This window comes from Geobacillus sp. FSL W8-0026 (genome assembly GCF_037966255.1).
In the GTDB taxonomy this organism is placed as follows: domain Bacteria; phylum Bacillota; class Bacilli; order Bacillales; family Anoxybacillaceae; genus Geobacillus; species Geobacillus icigianus.
Genome location: NZ_CP150194.1, coordinates 1,248,144 through 1,271,199 on the forward strand (window position 1 = coordinate 1,248,144; position 23,056 = coordinate 1,271,199).

Consider the following 23,056-nt stretch of genomic DNA (forward strand, 5'->3'; position numbering starts at 1 on the left):
AACCGGGCCGAAAAACGACGAAACGAAAGCGAGTGATCTTGGTTGGACGTAACAAAAATTGACCATCCGCGCGTCGTGAAAACGATGTCCATCTCCGAACTGAAACAATTGAGCGCCGACATCCGGCGGTTTTTAATTGAAAAGCTGTCGAAAACCGGCGGGCATATCGGTCCGAATTTAGGCGTCGTGGAGTTGACGATCGCCCTCCATCGGGAGTTTGACAGCCCGAAGGACAAGCTCATTTGGGATGTCGGCCATCAGTCATACGTGCATAAAATTTTGACCGGGCGCGCTGCCGAGTTTGATACGCTCCGGCAATACAAAGGGCTGTCCGGGTTTCCGAAGCGAAGTGAAAGCGAGCACGACGTCTGGGAAACAGGCCATAGCTCGACATCGCTGTCAGCGGCGATGGGAATGGCCATCGCCCGCGACTTAAAAGGAACCAATGAATACATCGTCCCGATTATCGGCGACGGGGCGCTCACCGGCGGCATGGCGCTGGAGGCGCTCAACCATATCGGCCATGAAAAAACGGATATGATCGTCATTTTAAACGATAATGAAATGTCGATCGCCCCGAACGTCGGGGCGCTGCATAACGTTCTTGGCCGGCTGCGCACCGCCGGCAAATACCAATGGGTGAAAGATGAGCTCGAGCTGCTGCTCAAGCGCATCCCGGCGGTGGGCGGCAAGCTGGCAGCGACGGCCGAACGGCTGAAAGACAGCTTGAAATATTTGCTCGTTTCCGGTGTTTTTTTTGAAGAGCTCGGGTTCACGTATTTGGGGCCGGTCGACGGTCACGATTTTGAAGACTTGCTCGAGAATTTGCGCTATGCAAAAAAAATGAAGGGCCCGGTGCTCGTGCATGTGATCACAAAGAAAGGGAAAGGCTACAGCCCGGCGGAAAATGACAAAATCGGAACGTGGCACGGAACGGGGCCATACAAAATCGAAACCGGCACGTTTGTCAAAACGAAGGAAGCCGGCCCGTCTTGGAGCGCGTTGGTCAGCGAAACGGTGCGCCGGCTCGCTCGCACTGATCCGCGCATTGTCGCCATTACCCCGGCCATGCCGGTCGGCTCGAAGTTGGAAGGGTTTGCAAGCGAGTTTCCGGAGCGGATGTTTGATGTCGGCATTGCCGAACAGCACGCGACGACGCTGGCGGCCGGGCTGGCGACGCAAGGGATGAAGCCGTTTTTGGCCATTTATTCAACGTTTTTGCAGCGCGCGTACGACCAAGTCGTTCACGACGTCTGTCGGCAAAACGTAAACGTCTTTTTCGCCATCGACCGGGCCGGATTGGTCGGCGCTGACGGCGAAACGCACCAAGGGGTATTTGATATCGCGTTTTTGCGCCATGTGCCGAACTTAGTGTTGATGATGCCAAAAGACGAAAACGAAGGTCAGCACATGGTGTATACGGCTATCCGCTATGACGGCGGGCCGATCGCCATGCGGTTCCCGCGCGGCAACGGACTTGGCGTGCCGCTTGACGAGGAGCTGAAAGAAATTCCGATCGGGACGTGGGAAGTGTTGCGCGACGGTCATGACGCGGCGATTTTGACGTTTGGCACGACGGTTTCAATGGCGCTCGAGGCCGCCGAGGAGCTGGCGAAAGACGGAATGTCTGTCAAGGTGGTGAACGCTCGTTTTATCAAACCGATGGATGAGACGATGCTTCACGATCTGCTTGAGCGTCGCCTGCCGATTTTAACGGTCGAAGAGGCGGTGCTGCAAGGCGGGTTTGGCAGTGCGGTCTTGGAGTTTGCCCATGATCATGGCTATCACGGAGCGGTCATCGAGCGGATGGGGATTCCCGACCGCTTTATCGAGCACGGCAGCGTTGGCGAGCTGCTCCGGGAAATCGGGCTGACGGCGGCTCATATCGTCGACCGGATCAAAACGATGGCGCCAAGAAAACAGAAAAGGGCTTGAAGACGATGAAGGAAAGAAAAGAACGAATCGATGTGCTGCTCGTGGAACGAGGATTGGCGGAAACGCGGGAAAAAGCGAAGCGGGCGGTCATGGCCGGGCTCGTCTATGCGAACGGCGTCCGGCTCGAAAAACCGGGGGAAAAAGTGCCGGCCGACATCCCGCTCGAGGTGAAGGGCAATCCGCTCCCGTATGTCAGCCGCGGCGGTTTGAAACTGGAAAAGGCGCTGCGCGACTTTCAAATCGATATCGAAAACAAAATCGTTCTCGATATCGGGGCGTCAACGGGAGGGTTTACCGACTGCGCCTTGCAGCATGGGGCGAGGCTGTCGTATGCCGTGGACGTCGGCTACAACCAGCTCGCTTGGAAGCTGCGCCAAGACGAGCGCGTTGTCGTGATGGAGCGGACCAACTTTCGTTACGTGACGCCCGACTTGTTTACAAAGGGGCTGCCGGAAGTGGCCGTCATTGATGTATCATTTATTTCGCTTCGCCTCATTTTGCCGGTTGTCAAAACGGTACTCGTGCCCGGCGGCGATGTCGTCGCCCTTGTCAAACCCCAGTTTGAAGCCGGCAAGGAGCACGTCGGCAAAAAAGGCATCGTCCGCGACCCCCGCATTCATCAAGACGTGTTGGAATCGCTCGTTCGCTTTGCTTGCCAGCAAGGATTTGCCGTCGTTCATCTGTCGTATTCGCCGATCACCGGTGGTGACGGCAACATTGAGTTTTTGCTACACGCCGTCTATCCCGGTGAAGACCGAGAGGGAGAAAACCGCCTGGCAGCGCCGATCGCGGATGTGGTGAGCGAGGCGCACGCCTGTTTGCGCGCTGGAGAGGTGCAGGGAAGCGGCCAGTAGACGGGCTACAAAACCGGTTTCATCGCGGAAAGAGCAGGAGGTGGCCGAATGTGAACAAAGGACAAAGGCATATTAAAATTCGCGAAATCATTATGAACAACGACATCGAGACGCAGGACGAACTCGTTGACCGGCTGAGGGAAGCCGGCTTTCGCGTGACGCAAGCAACCGTCTCGCGCGATATTAAAGAGATGCAGCTTGTCAAGGTGCCGATGGCCAACGGACGCTACAAATACAGCCTGCCGTCTGACCAGCGCTTCAATCCGCTGCAAAAGCTGAAGCGGGCGCTTGTCGATGTGTTTGTCAAGCTCGATGGGGCGGGCAATTTGCTCGTTTTGCGAACGCTGCCGGGCAACGCCCATGCCATCGGCGTCCTGCTCGATCATTTGGATTGGAACGAAATCGTCGGAACGATTTGCGGTGACGATACGTGCCTCATTATTTGCCGGACGTCGAAAGACGCGAACAAAGTATCCCGCCAGCTGCTTTCCATGCTCTAAAAGGTTGGTGAAAAACCGCTGTTTGCCTTGGTCGATGATGGAACGCGTGAACATAGAAGCTGATGCAGCCAGTTTTTCTACTGGAGAAACGATTCCAAGAAGCGGTTGCGTGAGTCAATCACCGGCCCCCTAAAAAGCCGTTGATGAGACGAATGTTCGAAGCGATCGGTTCACCGATTCGAACATATGTGCTATAATGGGTAGGGAGAACGGATCGGACAGGCAAGGAGTGATGGAATGCTCGCGGAACTGTCGATTAAAAATTTTGCCATTATCGAGTCGCTCTCGCTGTCGTTCGACAAAGGACTGACCGTGTTGACCGGGGAAACCGGAGCGGGCAAATCGATCATCATCGATGCGATTCATCTGCTGATCGGCGGCCGCGGTTCCGCCGAATTCGTCCGCTTCGGCGCGGAAAAGGCAGAGATCGAAGGGCTGTTTTTGCTTGACGATGACCGCCATCCGTGCTGCCAAACATGCGCCGATGCCGGCATTGATGTGAGCGACGGAATGGTGGTGCTGCGTCGCGACATCTTAGCCAATGGAAAAAGCGTCTGCCGCATCAACGGCAAACTGGTGACGACGGCGACCTTGCGCGAAATCGGGGCGACGTTGGTGGACATCCACGGTCAGCACGAACATCAAGAGCTGATGGACCCGGCGCGCCATCTGCCGCTGCTCGACGAATTTGGCGGCGCTGAAACGGCGGCGGCGCTCGCCGCTTACCGCGCTGTATATGAGCGGTACGAAACATTGGTGAAAAAAATCAAAAAACTGAGTGAAAACGAACAGCAGATGGCGCATCGTCTCGATTTGCTGACGTTTCAGCTGCGCGAAATCGAGCAGGCGGCGCTCGAACCGGGCGAAGACGAACGGCTGATGGAAGAGAAAGTGCGCATCGCCAACTTCCAAAAAATTTACACGGCGATCCAGCGAAGCTATGAAGCGCTAGCCGGCGAGGGGCGCGGTCTCGATTCGATCGGGGAAGCGATGCGCCAGCTCGCCGATGTCGCCGCCATGGACGCCGCCCTCAAAGAGGCGCACGATGCGACCGCGAACAGCTACTATTTGCTCGAAGAGGTCCTGTACAAGCTGCGCGATCAGCTCGAGGAGCTCGAGTATGACCCGCTGCGGCTCGATGCCATTGAAAGCCGCCTCGCCGACATTCAACAACTGAAGCGGAAATACGGGGCGACGATCGCCGACATTTTGCAATATGCCGAGACGATCGCCGAAGAAATCGAAGCGATCGAAAACCGCGAAACGCATGTGCACGAGCTCGAGCGGCAGCTGGCTGTGATAACCGATGAATTGCTCGCCGAGGCGAAGCGGCTGACCAACGTGCGGCAGGCGCACGCCCGGCAGTTATGCGAGCGCATTCACCAAGAGCTGAAAGACTTGTATATGGACAAAACGAAGTTTGACATCGTTTTTGCGAAGCGGGAAGGCCCGCTTGACGCCCCGCTGGTCGACGGCGTGCCGGTCAAGTTTCACGAAGACGGCGTCGACGTTGTCGAGTTTTACCTTTCCACGAACGTCGGCGAACCGCTGAAACCGCTCGCGAAAGTGGCTTCCGGCGGCGAGCTGTCGCGCATCATGCTCGCCCTAAAAACGATTTTTTCCAAGCATCAAGGCGTCACATCGATCATTTTCGATGAAGTCGATACCGGGGTGAGCGGCCGCGTCGCCCAAGCGATGGCAGAAAAAATTTACCGCATCGCCAACCAGTCGCAAGTGCTGTGCATTTCGCACTTGCCTCAAGTCGCGGCGATGGCCGACACCCATTTGCTGATCGCCAAGGAAACGGACGGGGAGCGGACGAAAACGGTCGTGAGAAAGCTGGATGAAGAAGAAAAAGTGAAAGAGATCGGCCGCATGATTTCCGGCGTGGAGATGACGGAATTGACGAAACGGCACGCCAAAGAGCTGCTCGAATTGGCGGCGAAAATGAAACAATAAGCCGCCCGGCGAGGAGGGGAATTCACGTTGAAATGCCCGGTCAAGGGCGAAAAACAAAGAAAGGCCCGGCTTTTGGTTGTTTGATGCGGGCCGGCTTTGGACGTGCGAGCTGCCCGGATGCACCATCCATTCCGGGCAGCTTTTTTATGTCGGCGGCGATTATATTTTCCCCCGTTCAGGCAAAATTAAAACTGTAACCGTTTTTGCATGGTGTAGGCGGGAGCGAGGAGAGTGAACGACATTGAAGAAAGAGATGGCGCGAACAATCGCAGGAGTGCTGCTCCTTGGCATCATAACGGCCATCGGGTTGTCCAAGCCGATGAAGGAATATGGGCAAATCCCGAAACAGCTTGTTCTGTTTGAAGGTGATGCGGTCAAATGGAACACCGCCTCCCTTCCAGCGCAAGCGGCCGTGAATGTACAAAACGCTCCCGAAACGCTCGAAGTCGAGCAGAAAAACGGTTCATTGGCAGTCAAGGCGAAACGGCGCGGACAAGGAACAATGGTGCTTGAAGTCGCCGGGATGCCGATTAAGCAAGTGGATGTCAAGGTGCTGCCGACGCTCAAAGTCATTCCCGGCGGGCAATCGATCGGCGTCAAGCTCAATACGGTCGGCGTCCTTGTCGTCGGCTACCATCTTGTTGAAACCGACCATGGAAAACAATCGCCGGGCGAAGCGGCCGGCATCCAAGTCGGCGACATCATTACCGGCATCAATGGCCAAAAAATTGAAAACATGAGCGACCTCTCCCCTTTCATTGAGGAAGCCGGAAAAACAGGAAAACCGCTTCATCTGCAAATCCTGCGCGATCAGCACGCCATGACGGCGAAGCTCGTTCCGCTGAAAGACAAACACGATGGTGTCTACCGCATCGGCCTCTATATCCGCGATTCAGCCGCCGGCATCGGAACGATGACGTTTTATGATCCGAAGTCGAAAACGTACGGGGCGCTTGGCCACGTCATTTCCGATATGGACACGAAAAAGCCGATCGTTGTCCAAAATGGGCAAATCATGCGCTCGACCGTCACCTCGATTGAAAAAGGAACGAGCGGGAATCCCGGTGAAAAATTGGCCCGCTTTGCCGACGGGGAGAAAGTGATCGGCACCATCACCGTCAACAGCCCATTCGGCATTTTCGGCAAACTGACGAAACCGCTGCCGGATGGCCCGATCACCAAGCCGATTCCTGTCGCTTTGGCCAGTCAAGTGAAGGAAGGGCCAGCGAAAATGCTGACGGTGGTCGAAAACGACAAAGTCGAACAGTTTGACGTGGAAATTGTCAGCACCATTCCGCAGAAATTTCCGGCGACCAAAGGCCTCGTGATTCGCGTCACTGACCCGCGTTTGTTGAAGAAAACAGGGGGAATCGTCCAAGGGATGAGCGGCAGCCCGATCATCCAAGACGGCAAACTTGTCGGCGCCGTCACGCACGTGTTCGTCAATGACCCGACATCCGGCTACGGCGTCCATATCGAATGGATGCTTCAGCAGGCGGGAATCGATCTATATGGCAACCAAAAGAAAGCGAGCTGACGATCGTCGGCTCGCTTTTTGTCGCGGCTTGCCCAACCGCCCGGCTGTGCGAAGGACAAGCGAAAAAAAGAAAAAACGAGCAAAAATATGGCCATTTTTGCATAGATATTTGGTGAAACATCCGTTAGAATGGAGGTGGGATCACGATTTTTCGACAAACGTCTTTTTTCGAAAAACGAACATTGTCTAATCGACCCGTTTTTTGTTATAATTTTATTTTCAAAAAAATAAAAGGATTTTCCGCTGTTGTTGTCGAATGTACGTTAACGGAATGCTACATAGCAACAAAATGCGGGGGAGGACGATTCATTTGAGCATTAAAGTGTGCATTGCCGACGATAACCGGGAACTGGTGACATTGCTTGATGAATATATTTCCAGTCAACCGGACATGGAAGTGATTGGAACGGCATACAACGGCCAAGAATGCTTGCGCATGCTGGAGGAAAAACGGCCTGACATGTTGCTTCTCGACATCATTATGCCGCATTTGGACGGGTTGGCGGTGCTCGAGAAAATTCGCACCCATTTCGAACATCAGCCGAACGTGATTATGCTGACGGCGTTCGGGCAAGAGGACGTCACGAAAAAGGCGGTGGAACTTGGCGCCTCCTATTTCATTTTAAAGCCATTTGATATGGAAAACTTAGTCCATCATATCCGGCAAATTCACGGCAAAACGACGCCGATCGTCAAAAAGCCGCTGTCAGCGTACCAAACGCGCGACAATAAGCCGAAAAACTTGGACGCGAGCATTACGAGCATCATTCATGAAATCGGCGTTCCGGCCCATATTAAAGGCTATTTGTATTTGCGTGAAGCGATCGCGATGGTGTATCACGATATCGAACTGCTCGGCTCCATTACGAAAGTGTTGTATCCGGACATCGCCAAAAAATACAATACGACCGCCAGCCGCGTTGAACGCGCCATCCGTCACGCGATTGAAGTCGCTTGGAGCCGCGGCAACCTCGAATCGATTTCCTCGCTCTTTGGCTATACGGTGAGCGTTTCGAAAGCCAAGCCGACCAACTCGGAATTCATCGCCATGGTGGCCGATAAGCTGCGGCTTGAGCATAAGGCGTCGTGAGCAGCAGAAATCAGCTGAGGTTGGATTGACGGGCGGACAAAAGCGCTATTGTCAGCTTCTCGCGGCACCTGTTGAGCGCTGGCGCCGTGAGGCAACGTTTGTTGACGGATAAACTGATCGCTATCAACGAACGAGAGAGGCTGTCCCAAAAGGTCGGTAAAACGACCTTTTGAGGACAGCCTCCTGCTTTTGTTTTTACATTATTTGTCTATTTTTTACTTTCTCAAAGGATCTGCTTCTTCTTATCCCCGTATGTTCTCCCTTTTTCTTTTTATTGGGTGGACGGTGGCCGCCCACTTTCTCAAATTGTGGGCAGCACAAATAAGCCCCCATTCCACGGTAATTTTTGGGAGCCCCCTTAACAAAAAGCGCTGGAATTGCTGGTTATGCTTGATTTGCCCAAACACCGGCTCGTTTTCGATTTGCCGTCTTCGATATGTCGCCGCCCCTTCTTCCGTGGACAGCCGTTCCCGAATCTCCTGCCGTTGTTGTTGATTCTTCAAAGAAACGCGGATGGTTTTCGTGTCTTTGCCTTTGGCGCATGCCGTTTGAAACGGGCATCCGGCACATGCCGTACAACGATACGTCCGTTTGACGGTAACGTACCCATTGTCGGTCGTTTCCTTCCGTTCATACACAAACACCAACCGTTCCCCTTTGGCGCAAATCCACTCATCCAGCTCCTCATCATACGTCATGTTCTCGATTCGGCCGGTCTCTTTCGCCCACGCTTTCGTTTGTTCCCGGTCCAGCGTGTTGTACTTGATCAGGGCGACGATCTTCTTTTTCTCGCAGTACGTGTAGTTCTCCTCACTCCCATAGGCGGAATCCGCAATGGCCCGTTTGGGCATTGGGCGTCCATAGGCGGCCAATTGCTCCAAATGCGGAATGAAACATCCGGCATCCCCCGCCCGTTGATGCACGCTAAATCCAGTGATGAATTGGTTCTCTGTCCCAATCTGCACATTATATCCCGGTTTGAGCTGGCCGTTTTTCATATGGTCGTCTTTCATTCGCATGAATGTCGCATCCGGATCCGTTTTCGAAAAGCTGTTCCGTTCGCCCAACACTTCTTTGTATTCTTCATACTTCTTCTTACGGGGGAGAAGATCTTGCTCCAATTGCCGTTTTGCTTTCTTTAACGTGCGATTCTTCGGCTCTTTCTTTAGGCGTTCTTCCACTTGTTCGATGACGGCTTCGATCTTTTCGGACGTAATCGGTGAAGCTTCCAGTTTTTCTTGAAAATCCCCTTCTTGTTCCGCCTCTTCATCTTCTTTCGCCACCTGTTCGATCGAGGCAACGATTTGCCGGAATTTCTCCTCCAGCTTCTGATCGTACTTTTCCGTTGATTTGCGCCAAACGAACGTGTATTTGTTGGCATTGGCCTCGATTTTCGTTCCATCCAGAAAGTAATCCTCTAGTTTGACGAGCCCTTCTTGACGCAGAAGATCAACAATGGAGAAAAACGTTTCGTAAATGACGTCCTTCATCCGTTCCGAGCGAAATCGGTTGATCGTGCGGAAATCCGGTGTTTGATGGCCGGAGAGCCACATAAAGTAAATGTTTTCTTTCAACTGCTTGGCGATTTGGCGAGAGGAGTAGATCCGATTGGCGTAGGCATACAGGATGACTTTCAACATCATTTTCGGATGATAGGCTGGGCGGCCTCCACCAGGATAGAGGGAAACGAGCAGAGCCGGATCCATTTTTTCCACTGCCAGATCCACGATCCGGCAAAGATGATGTTCCGGAATGAAAATTTCAAGATCCATTGGCAAAATGAGTTGATCTCGGTTATAATAAATGTACATAAGAAAACCGTCCTTTCTTGGTAGGGTTATGGTGACTTTATTATACCAAAAGAGGAACGGTTTTCTTATTTTTTTTTGCGAAAAAAAGGAGGGTGTCCGAAAAGCGAACGCTATGCGAACACTTTTGGGACACCCTCTTCATTCGGTTTATTTGCCATTTAAGGGCCGGTCCAACTGTCTACGTTTTTGGTTCTTCAAGACTTGAACGATAAATACAGCAACTGCATCTTTAAGCAACAAGGTGAAGGATTGGTGAAAAACAACGGCCGACGAGTAGGAAATCACAACAAATCAAAAGACGGCATGACCAAGATTTTCTATTTAAGAAACGAGATTGGGAAGCGACCTGTCCCCCTACATCACCAGCCTCCCAGAACCCGGGCCGTTTGTCTGCTTGATGAGGACGACGCTATTCGTTTCAGGTAATTTTATCGAGATGATTTAGCGGAATGGAATTTCTAAGGACAAATCTTCTCCAACTGGTTGTAGCTGTTCATCAAAAGCAGCATGGATATAGCATTTCACCATTCTCACTCGTTCCAAGTCTCCGTGAACAGGCAGGGCGATTTTTCCTTTCTTGACCGTATGACCTAAAAAATCACCGCTGACATTTTGTGAATACAACAACGCGTCCTCGATCTGCTCTCCGGTATTCAAAGCGAAAATTCCTTGAGCAGGATGCCAGCTGATTTTTGCCGATGATGTATTTTCAACAACCACATCGAGCACAACCGCTTTAATGGGCGGTAAATATGGATCGTATTTGTATGCTGGATCGACTGTGACCTTATTGATCGTGATTTTCATTGGACCAGACGCGCCCATGACGTTCACGGTATATGACTTCGCTTGACTAGGGTGAGGATTGAAATCTTTTGAAGTCACTTGATAACGGTTTGTTTTTTTCTCATACGTGACTTTTCCACCAAAAAGACCAACGATGCTATACAGTGGGACGTAAGGTTGGTTGTTGATGATCCGAACATCGATTTTTTGCTGTTTGTTGTTGAACAATAGCGTAAGCTTAGGTGCGGCAATGGCGCCTAGGCCAAAAGAAAAAAGAATAGCAAAAATAATGTAACTATTCAGCCGTTACATAGAAAAAGTTTACGAACTCTGGTTGATTCTCGCTCCCCTTGTCTATACTAGTACCATCCAAGACAAGGGAGGTGAACATGATGGCAAACGTTGTTTTTGATTTCCAACAAGCGGTCTTTACACTCGAAAGCATGGTCGCAAAAATCGAGTATCAAGCACAAATGATGAAAAAACTCATTCGAGAAAACGAGCAACTACGTCAAGAAAACCAACAATTGAAAGCACGTATCGCAGAGTTAGAAGCCCGTACAAAAAAAAACAGTACCAACAGCCATTTACCGCCGTCCTCTGACCGGTTTGTGGCGAAATCTCCTTCTCGCCAAACGTCGGGGAAACAGCCGGGCGGGCAGCCGGGACACCAAGGAACGACGCTCCGCCAAGTACCGAATCCTGACCATCGAGTCATTCACCGCGTGACCCAATGCGAAGGATGTGGTCACTCTTTAGAACATGTCGCTCCGCTTCAAGTAGACATTCGCCAAGTGTTCGACCTCCCAATGGTTCGAATGGAAGTGACTCAACACGAACGGGAAGTAAAGGGTTGTCCGGAATGTCATCTTGTCCAGCAGGCAGAGTTTCCTTTTTATGTCACGAATCATGTCCAGTACGGGCCCGTCCTCACTTCCCTTGTTTTATACTGGAACCATGCACAGTTGATCCCGTGCGAGCGTGTCACCGAGATGGTCAAAGCGTTAGTGAACCATTCGATGAGTGCAGGCACGGTCGTGAACATGACGAGACGATGGCTCCCTGTGTTAGAAGCAGTGACCGAAGAGATCGAAACGGCGTTGCTCGCGTCCAAGACGTTACACGTCGATGAAACAAGTCTGCGTGTGAACGGGAAGAACCAATGGGTGCACGTGGCTTCCACTGCCAAGGCCACCCGATACGGACTGCATCGTTCTCGTGGCAAGCAAGCGACGGACGACATCGGGATCTTGCCGAGGTACAAAGGAACGATGGTGCATGATGCGTATTCGGTGTACCCGATGTACAGAGAGGCGAGCCATGCGCTTTGCCATGCCCATCATCTCCGGGAGCTTCGGGCATATACCGAACTGTACGGCCATTCATGGTCGAAAGAGATGGCCGAAGCGTTGTTGGAGATGAAACAGGCGGTGGAGAACGCGGGCGGGGCTCTACCGGAAGAGGAAGTCCGGTATTGGGAAGCCGTGTACGACGAGCGTCTAGCGAATGGTCGCCGAGAACTCGATGAACGTTGCCAACAAGGCAAGCATGACGGCGTCCGCAACGCGCAACATTTCATCCAGCGCCTAGAAAAGCGCAAACAAGAAGCGCTTCTCTTCCTGCGAAAGAAAGAAGTGCCGTTTGACAACAACCAAGCTGAGCGCGATTTGCGGATGGTGAAAGTCAAACAAAAAATTTCCGGAACGTTTCGTCAGGAAGACGATGCCAAGGCTTTCTGTATCATTCGTAGCGTCATTTCTACCCTGCAAAAACACGGAAAGCCGGTGTGGGAATCGTTGCAAAAACTTCTAAGTGGGGAGTCTCTTCAAACGCTTCTCCATTCCTCCTAGGGCGTTTTCGATACCGGAAATGCCCTATTGGTGCTGGATTCTGAAAATCTCGCTAGTATTGGGCTGAATGGATACAAAATAATAAGCGCGGACAGTCCCATCTTCTTTTTCATCAAGGCAACATCCTCCTTTTCCTTTGTTTATAAAAGCATTCGCTGGTGGTCTGCAAATTTCCTGCATAAAACGATTTTTTTTTACACAATTTATTTGGTCTAAAAAGAATGAAACGGATACGTAGAAAAAGATGCTTGTTCTAAGCTGTATGTGCATGATACGCTAATGATGATCGTCAAAATTGCTTTTGTATCGCTTGTTTTTGTTCACGAGTCGAGCGGTCAACATGGAGGAAAGGGAGACGGAGATGACTATGATTTTTGCCCATCGGGGAGCGGCAGGCACACACCCGGAAAATACGATGGTGGCGTTTATCGAGGCGGCAAACGTGGGAGCGGACGGCATTGAACTCGATGTGCAGCTCACCAAGGACGGCGAAGTGGTCGTCATTCACGATGAAACGGTCGACCGAACGACGGACGGAAGCGGCTGGGTGAAAGACATGACGTACCGCGAACTGCGGGCGCTGAACGCGGCGGCGACATGGCGGGGGCGGTATGGTCATTGCCCCATTCCTCATTTGGAAGAAGTGTTGGCGTGGTTGGCGCCCACTCCGCTGGCCGTCAACATCGAGTTGAAAAACAGCTTGATCGCTTACGAAAAGCTCGAGCAAAAAACGATTGCCCTCGTGCGCCGCTACGGGCTTGAGAAGCGGACGATTTTGTCATCGTTCAACCATAACAGCATGCGCCTTTGTCGAGAGCTGGCTCCCGACATGGAGACGGCGCTTTTGTCGATCGACCCGCTCCATGATCCATGGACGTATGTGCGAGTCATGAAAGCGGATGGCTTGCATCCTCATTATCGAACCGTCACGGCGAAATGGGCGGCGGAAGCGCGGCAGCGTGGGGTGGCGGTGCGCCCGTTTACGGTGAATAAGCGAAACGCGATGAAAACGATGTTTTCCTATGGCGTTGACGCCATCTTCACCGACTACCCGCAACAGGCGAAGCAATGGAAAGAGGAAACGCCTTGACTCGATGCGCGCGGCCATCCGGGCGGCCATTTGCAAAGCAGCAAGCAAAGCGACGGAGGGAGGAAACGCCTTGACCGAAGAGGTAAGGCGTTTTTTTTGCCTCTCTCAACGAGTGTTGCGGCGGCGCTGGAAACGCGTCTGCACTTTGTTCCGCTTTCGGTCATGATGCAATACAAATCCGCCGATAAACGCCAGTCCGGCGGCAAACAGCAAAAATCCTGCGAAAAATTGCAGACATAAAAGCGCGAACGGCGGATCGCTGATGCCGAACAACGCATCGCGCATCCATTTAATGCCAAGCGCCGCGCCAAGGCCAGGAATGACTAAAATCAACAGCGCCATGATTCGCTCCATCGCGATCGCATTCCTTTCCGACAAAATGGACTTTATCGATTATCATAACGGTTATCCCCGATTTGTCAAGGAAAGAGGAAATCAAGTATGATAAAAGTGTCTGCAAAAATTGACATATAGCGAAGTGTGGTGGAGCGAATGAAGAACGTTGTGATCGTCGGGGCCGATGCGCGCGGAACATCGCTGCTGAAGCTGCTTCATGAAGCGTCGGGGTTTGAGGTGAAGGCGGTCGTCGATGTCGATGAAAACGCTCCGGGGCTGCAGCTGGCGAAAAAGTGGGGCATCGCCGCGGCCAGCGACTGGCGGCCGTGGTTGAGAGAGCCGCTCGATTTGATTATTGAAACAACGGGCAGAGCCGAGGTGCTTGAGGAGATTCGTGACTTGGCGCCAAACGGGGTGAACATCGTCCCAAGCGCCGTTGCCCGCATGATGGCGGAGTTGGTCGAAGAGAAAGAAGCGTTGATCGCCAAGCTGAAAAGCGAAGCAGCCCGGCGCGCCCTCATCTTTCATTCGTCCCATGACGGCATGATCGTTGTCGATGAATATGGGTACGTCACCGATATGAACGAAAGCGCCGCGGAGTTGCTCGCGCTTGACAAACAGGAAGCGATTGGCAAGCACATCCTCACCGTTTTGCCGTCGAGCGGGCTGCCGCGTGTTCTGAAAACCCGGCAAACGGAGTTTCACCAAGAAGTCGAGCTTCCCAATGGCAAAAAATTAATCACGACCCGCATGCCGATCATCGATGACAGCGGCCAACTGTTTGGGGCGCTCGCCGTATTGAAAGACGTCACTGAACTTGTCGCCTTAGCTGAGGAAATTACCGATTTAAAGGAAGTTCGGATGATGCTTGAAGCGATCATTCATTCATCGGAAGAAGCGATTTCCGTGGTCGATGAGAACGGAAACGGCATTTTGATCAATCCGGCCTACACGAGGCTTACCGGTTTGAAGGAAGAAGACGTGATCGGCAAGCCGGCGACCGCCGATATTGCCGAGGGCGAAAGCATGCATATGCAAGTATTGAAAACGCGCCGCCCGGTGCGCGGAGCGCGCATGAAAGTCGGCCCCAAAAATCGGGACGTCATCGTCAATGTCGCGCCGATTATCGTCGATGGCGTCTTGAAAGGAAGCGTTGGCGTCATCCATGATGTCTCGGAAATTCAGCGGCTGACGGCGGAGCTCAACCGGGCGCGGCAAATTATCCGCAATCTTGAGGCGAAATATTCGTTTGCCGATATTATCGGCGAGTCGGAAGAAATGAAAGTGGCGATTGAGCAAGCCAAGCTGGCGGCGAAAACGCCGGCAACGATTTTATTGCGCGGGGAATCGGGGACCGGCAAAGAGCTGTTCGCCCACGCCATTCATAACGCCAGCGATCGAAAGTATAACAAGTTTATCCGTGTGAATTGCGCCGCCATTCCGGAAACATTATTAGAAAGCGAATTGTTTGGCTACGAGGAAGGAGCGTTTTCCGGGGCGCGGCGCGGCGGCAAGCGCGGGCTGTTTGAAGAAGCGAACAACGGCAGCATTTTTCTTGACGAAATTGGTGAATTATCAGCGAGCACGCAAGCGAAGCTGCTTCGCGTTTTGCAGGAGCGAGAAATCGTTCGCGTCGGCGGGACGAAGCCGATTCCGATCAACGTCCGCGTCATCGCCGCGACCAACGTCAATCTGGAAAAAGCGATCGCTGCTGGCGCGTTTCGCGAAGATTTATACTATCGGCTCAACCGGATGCCGATTTCCATTCCGCCGCTGCGTGCCCGCAAGGAAGATATTCCGGCGCTTTGCCGACATTTGATCCAGAAACTGAACCAAGATTACGGGCGCAATGTCGAAGGGGTGACGGACGAAGCGATGGCGCAGCTGTTGGCCTATGATTGGCCGGGCAATGTCCGGGAGCTCGAAAATGTGCTTGGCCGGGCGATGATTTTCATGAAATTTCATGAGGTGATGATTGACGTCCTTCATTTGCCGCCGTTGACAACGCCGTCCTCCTCTCCTTCATTCGGCGGCGAAAGCGAAGAAGAATTGCGTCCGCTCGATGAAATGGTGGCGTGCTATGAAGCGCGGCTGCTCGAACAGGCGCTCCGCCGCCATGGCGGCAACAAAACGGCGACTGCCCGAGCGCTTGGCATTTCGGTGCGCAATTTATACTATAAGTTGGAAAAATACGGACTTGACAAAAAAAGCATGCAATAATTTTCATGGTAAGAAAAAAGTTGCACATACCAATGAAGGAAAAATGGTTTGTTTAAAGCGCTTTCATCGTTTTGGTGTTGGCATAGTTTTTGCATAGATTATCGTGCAGCACGATAGGCAAAAAAGGTTGGTGTAGACGATGAAGCTCGAATCGTTAATCGAAGAGGCAAGCCGGCGCCAGAGCCAAACGGTGGCGGTGGCGGCGGCGGAAGATGAAGAAGTGATCGAGGCGGTGGCGATGGCGCTACAACATCGCCTTGGCCGGTTTGTGCTTTACGGAGATCGCGACCGGATTGCCCGATTGTTGAGGGAAAAGGGGTGCGCCCGCTTTCCCGATGTGGAGATCGTTCATGCGAATTCGGTCGGGCAAGCGGCGGAGCTGGCCGTGCGCGCCGTCCATTTGAACGAGGCCGATGCGTTGATGAAAGGGCATGTGCCGACAGCGACACTGCTGAAAGCCGTCTTGAACAAAGAGTACGGGCTGCGCACCGGAAAGGTGTTGTCCCATGTCGCGGTGTTTGACGTGCCGACGTTTGACCGGCTTGTCATCGTCACCGATGCGGCGATGAACATCGCCCCCGATTTGGAACAAAAGGTGCAAATTGTGAACAACGCCGTCATCATCGCGCGTTCCATCGGCATCGAGCGCCCGAAAGTCGCGGCGCTGGCAGCGGTGGAGACGGTCAATCCCGCCATGCCGGCAACGCTTGATGCCGCCGCGCTCGCGATCATGCAAAAGCGGGGGCAAATCGGCGATTGTTTGCTTGACGGGCCGCTTGCGTTAGACAACGCGGTGTCGATGGCGGCAGCGAAACATAAGCGGATTGAAAGCGATGTGGCCGGACAGGCGGACATTTTGCTTGTGCCGGACATTGAATCCGGCAACATGCTGTACAAGTCGCTCGTCTATTTTGCCAAAGCCAACGTCGGCGCCGTCATCGCCGGGGCGAAGGCGCCGATCGTCTTGACATCGCGCGCCGACTCGGCCGAAAGCAAATTGTATTCGCTCGCCCTTGCCATCTGTTCAGCAGCGAAATAAAAAAGAGGGAGGCCATCTGAGATGGAATTGTTCAAATATATGGAAACATACGATTATGAGCAAGTGCTGTTTTGCCAAGATAAAGAGTCAGGGCTGAAAGCGATCATCGCCATTCATGACACGACGCTCGGCCCGGCGCTCGGCGGGACGCGGATGTGGATGTACAATTCGGAAGAAGAAGCGCTTGAAGACGCCTTGCGCCTCGCGCGCGGCATGACGTACAAAAACGCGGCCGCCGGGTTGAACCTTGGCGGCGGCAAGACGGTCATCATCGGCGACCCGCGCAAAGATAAAAACGAGGCGATGTTCCGTGCGTTCGGCCGCTTCATTCAAGGGTTGAACGGCCGCTACATCACGGCGGAAGACGTCGGCACGACCGTCGCCGATATGGACATCATCTATCAAGAAACCGACTATGTCACCGGCATTTCGCCGGAATTCGGCTCATCCGGCAACCCGTCGCCGGCCACCGCTTACGGTGTGTATCGCGGGATGAAAGCGGCGGCGAAAGAAGCGTTCGGCAGCGATTCGCTCGAAGGAAAAGTCGTCGCCGTCCAAGGCGTCGGCAATGTCGCTTACCATCTGTGCCGCCATTTGCATGAAGAAGGAGCGAAACTCATCGTTACCGACATCAACAAGGAAGCGGTGGCGCGCGCGGTCGAGGAATTTGGGGCGAAAGCGGTCGACCCGAACGACATTTACGGTGTGGAGTGCGACATTTTCGCTCCGTGCGCGCTCGGCGGCATTATCAACGACCAAACGATTCCGCAGCTGAAAGCGAAGGTGATCGCTGGCTCGGCGAACAACCAGCTGAAAGAGCCACGTCACGGCGACATCATTCATGAGATGGGGATCGTGTACGCTCCGGATTATGTGATCAACGCCGGCGGTGTCATCAATGTCGCCGATGAGCTGTACGGCTACAACCGCGAGCGGGCGATGAAAAAAATCGAGCAAATTTACGACAACATCGAAAAAGTGTTCGCGATCGCCAAACGCGACAACATTCCAACGTACGTGGCGGCTGACCGGATGGCCGAAGAGCGGATTGAAACGATGCGCAAAGCGCGCAGCCAGTTTTTGCAAAACGGCCATCATATTTTAAGCCGCCGCCGCGCTCGCTGAAGGCGGGAAAGGGGCGGGCTTCCGCCCCGCGGCGGTCAACGGAGGGACAGCAACGATGCAAGAGCAGAAGTTTCGCATTTTAACGATCAATCCAGGTTCGACTTCAACGAAGATCGGCGTTTTTGAAAACGAACGGCCATTGCTGGAAAAAACGATCCGCCATGAGGCGGACGTGCTTCGGCGATATCAAACGATCGCCGACCAGTATGAGTTCCGCAAGCAAACGATTTTGCAAGCGCTCGATGAAGAAGGGATCAATTTATCGAAGTTGAGCGCCGTCTGCGGCCGCGGCGGGCTCCTCCGCCCGATTGAAGGCGGAACGTACCGCGTCAATGAGGCGATGCTTGACGATTTGCGGCGCGGGTATTCCGGCCAGCACGCCTCCAACCTCGGTGGCATTTTGGCGCATGAAATCGCCTCAGCGCTCAACATTCCGGCGTTTATCGTCGACCCGGTCGTCGTCGACGAACTCGAGCCGCTCGCCCGGATCAGCGGGTTTCCGCTCATTGAGCGGCGCAGCATTTTCCACGCGCTCAACCAAAAAGCGGTCGCGCGCCGCGTCGCCCGCCAGCTTGGCAAACGGTATGACGAACTCAACTTGATCGTCGCTCATATGGGCGGTGGGATTACGGTTGGCGCCCACAAGCAAGGAAGGGTAGTGGATGTCAACAACGGCCTTGACGGCGAAGGCCCGTTCAGCCCAGAGCGCGCCGGGACGGTGCCGGCCGGCGATTTGGTCGCTTTATGCTTCTCGGGTGAATACTACCGTGAGGAAGTGATGCGCATGCTCGTCGGCCAAGGCGGGCTTGTCGGCTACCTCGGCACGAACGATGCCGTCAAAGTGGAAGCGATGATCGAAGCAGGAGACGAACGGGCGAAGCTCGTCTATGAGGCGATGGCGTACCAAGTGGCGAAAGAAATCGGGGCGGCAAGCGCCGTGCTTGCCGGCAAAGTCGACGCCATCATTTTGACCGGGGGACTGGCGTACGGCAAATCGTTTGTCGAACAGATCACCCGCCGCGTCCAATGGATCGCCGATGTCATCGTCCATCCGGGCGAAAACGAGCTGCAGGCGTTAGCGGAAGGGGCGCTTCGCGTCTTGCGCGGCGAGGAAAAAGAAAAAACGTATCTCGGTGAAGCGGCTGCGCCGGCTTCGGCCCGGCGCTGAGGCAGCAACGGACAGAAAGGGGAACACGAAATGGCAAACGAATACGATGTCGTCATTCTCGGCGGGGGTACGGGCGGCTATGTAGCGGCGATTCGCGCCTCGCAGCTCGGGTTGAAAACGGCCGTTGTGGAAAAAGGGAAGCTTGGCGGCACATGCCTGCATGCCGGCTGCATTCCGTCCAAAGCGTTGCTTCGCAGTGCGGAAGTGTACGCGCAAACGAAAAACGGTGAGGCGTTTGGCGTCATCGCCGGCGACGTGCGCCTCGATTTCGCCAAAGTGCAGGCGCGCAAGGCAGCGATTGTTGAGCAGCTCCACAAAGGCGTGCAACATTTGATGAAAAAAGGGAAAATCGATGTATACGCCGGCACTGGACGTTTGCTCGGCCCATCCATTTTCTCGCCGCTCGCTGGGACGGTGTCGGTCGAAATGAACGATGGCAGCGAAAACGAAATGCTCGTTCCGAAGTTTGTCGTCATCGCCACCGGTTCGCGTCCGCGCACGCTGCCGGGGCTGGAGCCGGACGGCGAATTCGTGATGACGTCCGATGAAGCGCTGCAAATGGCGACGCTCCCGTCATCCATCTTGATCGTCGGCGGCGGCGTGATCGGCATGGAATGGGCATCGATGCTCAACGATTTCGGCGTGGATGTCACCGTGCTTGAGTATGCCGACCGCATTTTGCCGACCGAAGATGAAGACGTGTCAAAAGAAATGGAAAAACTGCTCCGCCGCCGCGGCGTCCACATCGTTACCGGAGCGAAAGTGCTGCCGGAAACGCTCAAGAAAGGAAACGGCGTCACGATCGAAGCGGAGCATCAAGGCGAGCGGAAAACGTTCGCGGCCGACAAAATGCTCGTTTCCGTCGGGCGGCAGGCGAACATTGAAGGAATCGGCCTCGAAAACACCGAGATTGTCGTCGAGAAGGGGTATATTCAAACGAACGAATTCGGCCAAACGAAAGAATCGCACATTTACGCGATCGGCGATGTCATCGGCGGCTTGCAGCTCGCCCATGTCGCCGCCCATGAAGGGATCGTCGCCATTGAACATTTAGCCGGGCGCAACCCAGCGCCGATTGATTACACGATGGTGCCGCGCTGCATTTACACCCGTCCGGAAGCGGCGGCGGTCGGTTTAACCGAGCAAGAGGCGAAAGCGAAAGGCTATGACGTCAAAGTCGGCAAATTTCCGTTTCAAGCCATTGGCAAGGCGCTAGTGTTCGGTGAGGCGGAAGGGTTTGTCAAATTCGTCGCCGACCGGAACACCGACGACTTGCTTGGCGTCCATATGGTCGGGCCGCACGTGACCGATTTGATTTCCGAAGCCGGGCTCGCCCGCGTGCTCGATGCGGCTCCGTGGGAAGTGGCCCATGCGATCCATCCGCACCCGACGCTGTCAGAGGCCTTGGCGGAAGCGGCGCTGGCCGTCGATGGCCGGGCGATTCACTTTTAACTGTCATTTTTGCGAAGGCTGCGCCGTTGCAAGGATACCGGCTGCGCCCGTTTGCGCTGCACTTTAACTGTCATTTGCGAAGGCGCGTTTTTGCTGGACAGCGGTCAGCGAACCAAGCCAGCGCACGTGAGAGGGGAAAGAAGCAAAAGCACCGCCGCTCACTGCTCGTTCGGCGGACGGGCATCCGTTGCGGAAAAGCTCCCCTCTCCCGTTTGGGTGGGCTGAAAAAGCAAGATTCGCAAGCTCATCGGCGGAACTGGCAAACGATTTTCATTAAGGGAGGTTGTTCCGATGGCGCAAAACCGTCATCAAGCACTCGGATTAAGCGATGACACGGTGTTGGAAATGTATGAAACGATGCTTCTCGCCCGCAAGCTCGATGAACGGATGTGGCTGTTAAACCGCGCCGGGAAAATTCCGTTCGTCATCTCGTGCCAAGGGCAGGAAGCGGCCCAAGTCGGCGCGGCGTTCGCTCTTGACCGGACGAAAGATTACGTCCTGCCGTACTATCGCGATATGGGCGTCGTGTTGACGTTCGGCATGACGCCGACGGAATTGATGCTGGCCGCGTTTGCCAAAGCGGAAGACCCGAACTCCGGCGGCCGGCAAATGCCGGGCCATTTCGGGCAAAAGAAAAACCGGATCGTCACCGGCTCCTCGCCTGTCACAACGCAAGTACCGCACGCCGTTGGCTTTGCCTTGGCGGCGAAAATGGAAAAGAAAGATTTTGTCGCCTTCGTCACGTTCGGCGAAGGATCGTCGAACCAAGGCGATTTCCATGAAGGGGCGAACTTTGCCGGCGTTCACAAGCTTCCGGTCATCTTCATGTGCGAAAACAACAAGTACGCCATTTCCGTGCCGATTTCCAAACAATTGGCGTGCGAAAACGTATCGGACCGCGCCGTTGGCTACGGCATGCCGGGCTATACGGTTGACGGCACCGATCCGCTCGAAGTGTACCGCGTCGTCAAGGAAGCGGCCGACCGCGCCCGCCGCGGCGAAGGGCCGACGCTCATCGAAGCGGTGACATACCGTCTGACGTCGCACTCATCGGACGACGACCACCGCGTCTACCGGACGGAAGAAGAGCTCGCCGAAGCGCGCGCCAAAGACCCGATCGTCTCGTTTGCCAACTATTTAAAAGAAACGGGGGTCTTAACGGATGCGTTGGAAGAAGACATTCAAGCGCGCGTCATGAAACAAGTAAACGAAGCGACCGACTACGCAGAAAAAGCGCCGTACGCCGAGCCGGAACATGCGCTTCGCTACGTGTATGCCGAGGAGTAAGGGGGAATGGACGATGCCTGTGATTTCCTATATTGATGCCGTGACGATGGCGATTCGTGAAGAAATGGAACGCGACCCGCGCGTGTTTGTATTAGGGGAAGACGTCGGCCGGAAAGGCGGGGTGTTCAAAGCGACGCAAGGATTGTACGAGCAGTTCGGCGAAGAGCGCGTCATCGACACGCCGCTCGCCGAATCGGCGATCGTCGGCGTCGGCATCGGCGCGGCGATGTACGGCCTGCGTCCGATTGCTGAAATTCAGTTTGCCGATTTCATCATGCCGGCAGTCAACCAAATTATTTCTGAAGCGGCGCGCATCCGCTACCGCTCGAACAACGACTGGAACTGCCCGATCGTCATCCGCGCTCCGTACGGCGGTGGGGTGCATGGCGCCCTGTACCACTCGCAGTCGGTGGAAGCGATTTTTGCCAATCAGCCGGGGCTGAAAATCGTCATGCCGTCGACGCCGTACGATGTGAAAGGTCTGCTCAAAGCGGCCATTCGCGACGAAGATCCGGTGCTCTTTTTCGAGCATAAACGCGCCTACCGCCTCATTAAAGGGGAAGTGCCGGAGGATGATTATGTACTGCCGATCGGCAAGGCGGACGTCAAGCGTGAAGGCGAGGACATCACCGTCATCACGTACGGGCTGTGCGTCCATTTTGCCTTGCAGGCGGCCGAACGCGTCGCCCAAGACGGCATTTCCGTTCATCTGCTCGATTTGCGCACCGTCTACCCGCTCGATAAAGAAGCGATCATCGAAGCGGCAAGCAAAACCGGAAAAGTGCTGCTCATTACCGAAGACAACAAAGAAGGCAGCGTCATGAGCGAAGTCGCCGCCATTATTGCGGAACATTGCCTGTTTGACCTCGATGCGCCGATTATGCGCCTCGCCGGTCCGGACGTTCCAGCGATGCCGTACGCGCCGACGATGGAAAAGTTCTTTATGGTCAACCCGGAAAAAGTGGAAAAAGCGATGCGTGAACTGGCGGCGTTTTAACAGACGAACGAAAGGCGTCT

The 23,056-nt window shown here is 54.2% G+C and carries 18 protein-coding genes; 15 read left to right on the top strand and 3 right to left on the bottom strand.

The annotated features are described in order from the left end of the window. Positions 1 to 42 precede the first annotated feature (42 nt). From dxs to spo0A, 6 genes are all read left to right on the top strand, one after another. A complete protein-coding gene (dxs, locus tag NST29_RS06345; protein WP_033019358.1) occupies positions 43 to 1,935 on the top strand; it encodes a 1-deoxy-D-xylulose-5-phosphate synthase in 1,893 nt (630 codons plus the stop codon). 5 nt (positions 1,936 to 1,940) lie between these two features. Further along, on the top strand, positions 1,941 to 2,789 hold the full coding sequence (locus tag NST29_RS06350) for a TlyA family RNA methyltransferase (protein ID WP_172418490.1): 849 nt from the start codon (positions 1,941 to 1,943) through the stop codon (positions 2,787 to 2,789). A 50-nt stretch (positions 2,790 to 2,839) separates the two neighbouring features. Beyond that, positions 2,840 to 3,289, top strand: coding sequence for a transcriptional regulator ArgR (gene argR / locus NST29_RS06355; protein WP_033019362.1), 450 nt, complete (start codon positions 2,840 to 2,842; stop codon positions 3,287 to 3,289). Positions 3,290 to 3,526: 237 nt separating this feature from the next. Continuing rightward, positions 3,527 to 5,248 (top strand): DNA repair protein RecN, encoded by a 1,722-nt coding sequence (gene recN, locus NST29_RS06360; RefSeq protein WP_172418491.1) that lies wholly within the window; start codon positions 3,527 to 3,529, stop codon positions 5,246 to 5,248. 241 nt (positions 5,249 to 5,489) lie between these two features. Next, positions 5,490 to 6,785, top strand: a complete 1,296-nt coding sequence (gene spoIVB, locus NST29_RS06365; protein ID WP_081897236.1) for a SpoIVB peptidase — start codon at positions 5,490 to 5,492, stop codon at positions 6,783 to 6,785. Positions 6,786 to 7,056: 271 nt separating this feature from the next. Then, complete coding sequence (spo0A, locus tag NST29_RS06370; protein WP_172418799.1) at positions 7,057 to 7,875, top strand: sporulation transcription factor Spo0A; 819 nt, start codon at positions 7,057 to 7,059, stop codon at positions 7,873 to 7,875. Positions 7,876 to 8,117: 242 nt separating this feature from the next. Here spo0A and NST29_RS06375 read toward each other — a convergent pair whose 3' ends face one another. Together NST29_RS06375 and NST29_RS06380 are read right to left on the bottom strand one after the other, a co-directional pair. Further along, complete coding sequence (locus tag NST29_RS06375; RefSeq protein ID WP_033018017.1) at positions 8,118 to 9,686, bottom strand: IS1182 family transposase; 1,569 nt, start codon at positions 9,684 to 9,686, stop codon at positions 8,118 to 8,120. A 441-nt stretch (positions 9,687 to 10,127) separates the two neighbouring features. Continuing rightward, entirely contained in the window at positions 10,128 to 10,700 is a 573-nt protein-coding gene (locus tag NST29_RS06380; protein WP_339232833.1) for a hypothetical protein, read from the bottom strand. 164 nt (positions 10,701 to 10,864) lie between these two features. On the opposite strand from NST29_RS06380, the gene NST29_RS06385 reads away from it, so the two are divergent. After that, on the top strand, positions 10,865 to 12,322 hold the full coding sequence (locus tag NST29_RS06385; protein ID WP_033022449.1) for an IS66 family transposase: 1,458 nt from the start codon (positions 10,865 to 10,867) through the stop codon (positions 12,320 to 12,322). Positions 12,323 to 12,683: 361 nt separating this feature from the next. Beyond that, complete coding sequence (locus NST29_RS06390) at positions 12,684 to 13,412, top strand: glycerophosphodiester phosphodiesterase (protein ID WP_033019167.1); 729 nt, start codon at positions 12,684 to 12,686, stop codon at positions 13,410 to 13,412. A gap of 105 nt (positions 13,413 to 13,517) precedes the next feature. Here NST29_RS06390 and NST29_RS06395 read toward each other — a convergent pair whose 3' ends face one another. Further along, on the bottom strand, positions 13,518 to 13,766 hold the full coding sequence (locus NST29_RS06395; RefSeq protein ID WP_033019165.1) for a DUF2627 domain-containing protein: 249 nt from the start codon (positions 13,764 to 13,766) through the stop codon (positions 13,518 to 13,520). Positions 13,767 to 13,904: 138 nt separating this feature from the next. Here NST29_RS06395 and NST29_RS06400 point away from each other — a divergent pair, with 138 nt between their 5' ends. The 7 genes from NST29_RS06400 (at position 13,905) to NST29_RS06430 (ending at position 23,036) form a co-directional block, all read left to right on the top strand. Then, positions 13,905 to 15,968, top strand: coding sequence for a sigma-54-dependent Fis family transcriptional regulator (locus tag NST29_RS06400; protein WP_033019163.1), 2,064 nt, complete (start codon positions 13,905 to 13,907; stop codon positions 15,966 to 15,968). Between the two features lie 139 nt (positions 15,969 to 16,107). Next, entirely contained in the window at positions 16,108 to 17,007 is a 900-nt protein-coding gene (gene yqiS / locus NST29_RS06405; protein ID WP_033019162.1) for a phosphate butyryltransferase, read from the top strand. 21 nt (positions 17,008 to 17,028) lie between these two features. Continuing rightward, positions 17,029 to 18,132, top strand: coding sequence for a leucine dehydrogenase (locus NST29_RS06410; RefSeq protein ID WP_033009431.1), 1,104 nt, complete (start codon positions 17,029 to 17,031; stop codon positions 18,130 to 18,132). 55 nt (positions 18,133 to 18,187) lie between these two features. Then, the gene (gene buk / locus NST29_RS06415; protein WP_033019160.1) at positions 18,188 to 19,300 is read left to right on the top strand and encodes a butyrate kinase; all 1,113 of its coding nucleotides are present in this window, start codon (positions 18,188 to 18,190) and stop codon (positions 19,298 to 19,300) included. Positions 19,301 to 19,330: 30 nt separating this feature from the next. Continuing rightward, entirely contained in the window at positions 19,331 to 20,752 is a 1,422-nt protein-coding gene (gene lpdA, locus NST29_RS06420) for a dihydrolipoyl dehydrogenase (RefSeq protein WP_033019159.1), read from the top strand. Between the two features lie 291 nt (positions 20,753 to 21,043). Next, positions 21,044 to 22,039 (top strand): thiamine pyrophosphate-dependent dehydrogenase E1 component subunit alpha, encoded by a 996-nt coding sequence (locus NST29_RS06425; protein WP_033019157.1) that lies wholly within the window; start codon positions 21,044 to 21,046, stop codon positions 22,037 to 22,039. A gap of 13 nt (positions 22,040 to 22,052) precedes the next feature. Beyond that, positions 22,053 to 23,036 (top strand): alpha-ketoacid dehydrogenase subunit beta, encoded by a 984-nt coding sequence (locus NST29_RS06430; protein WP_021322378.1) that lies wholly within the window; start codon positions 22,053 to 22,055, stop codon positions 23,034 to 23,036. Positions 23,037 to 23,056 lie beyond the last annotated feature (20 nt).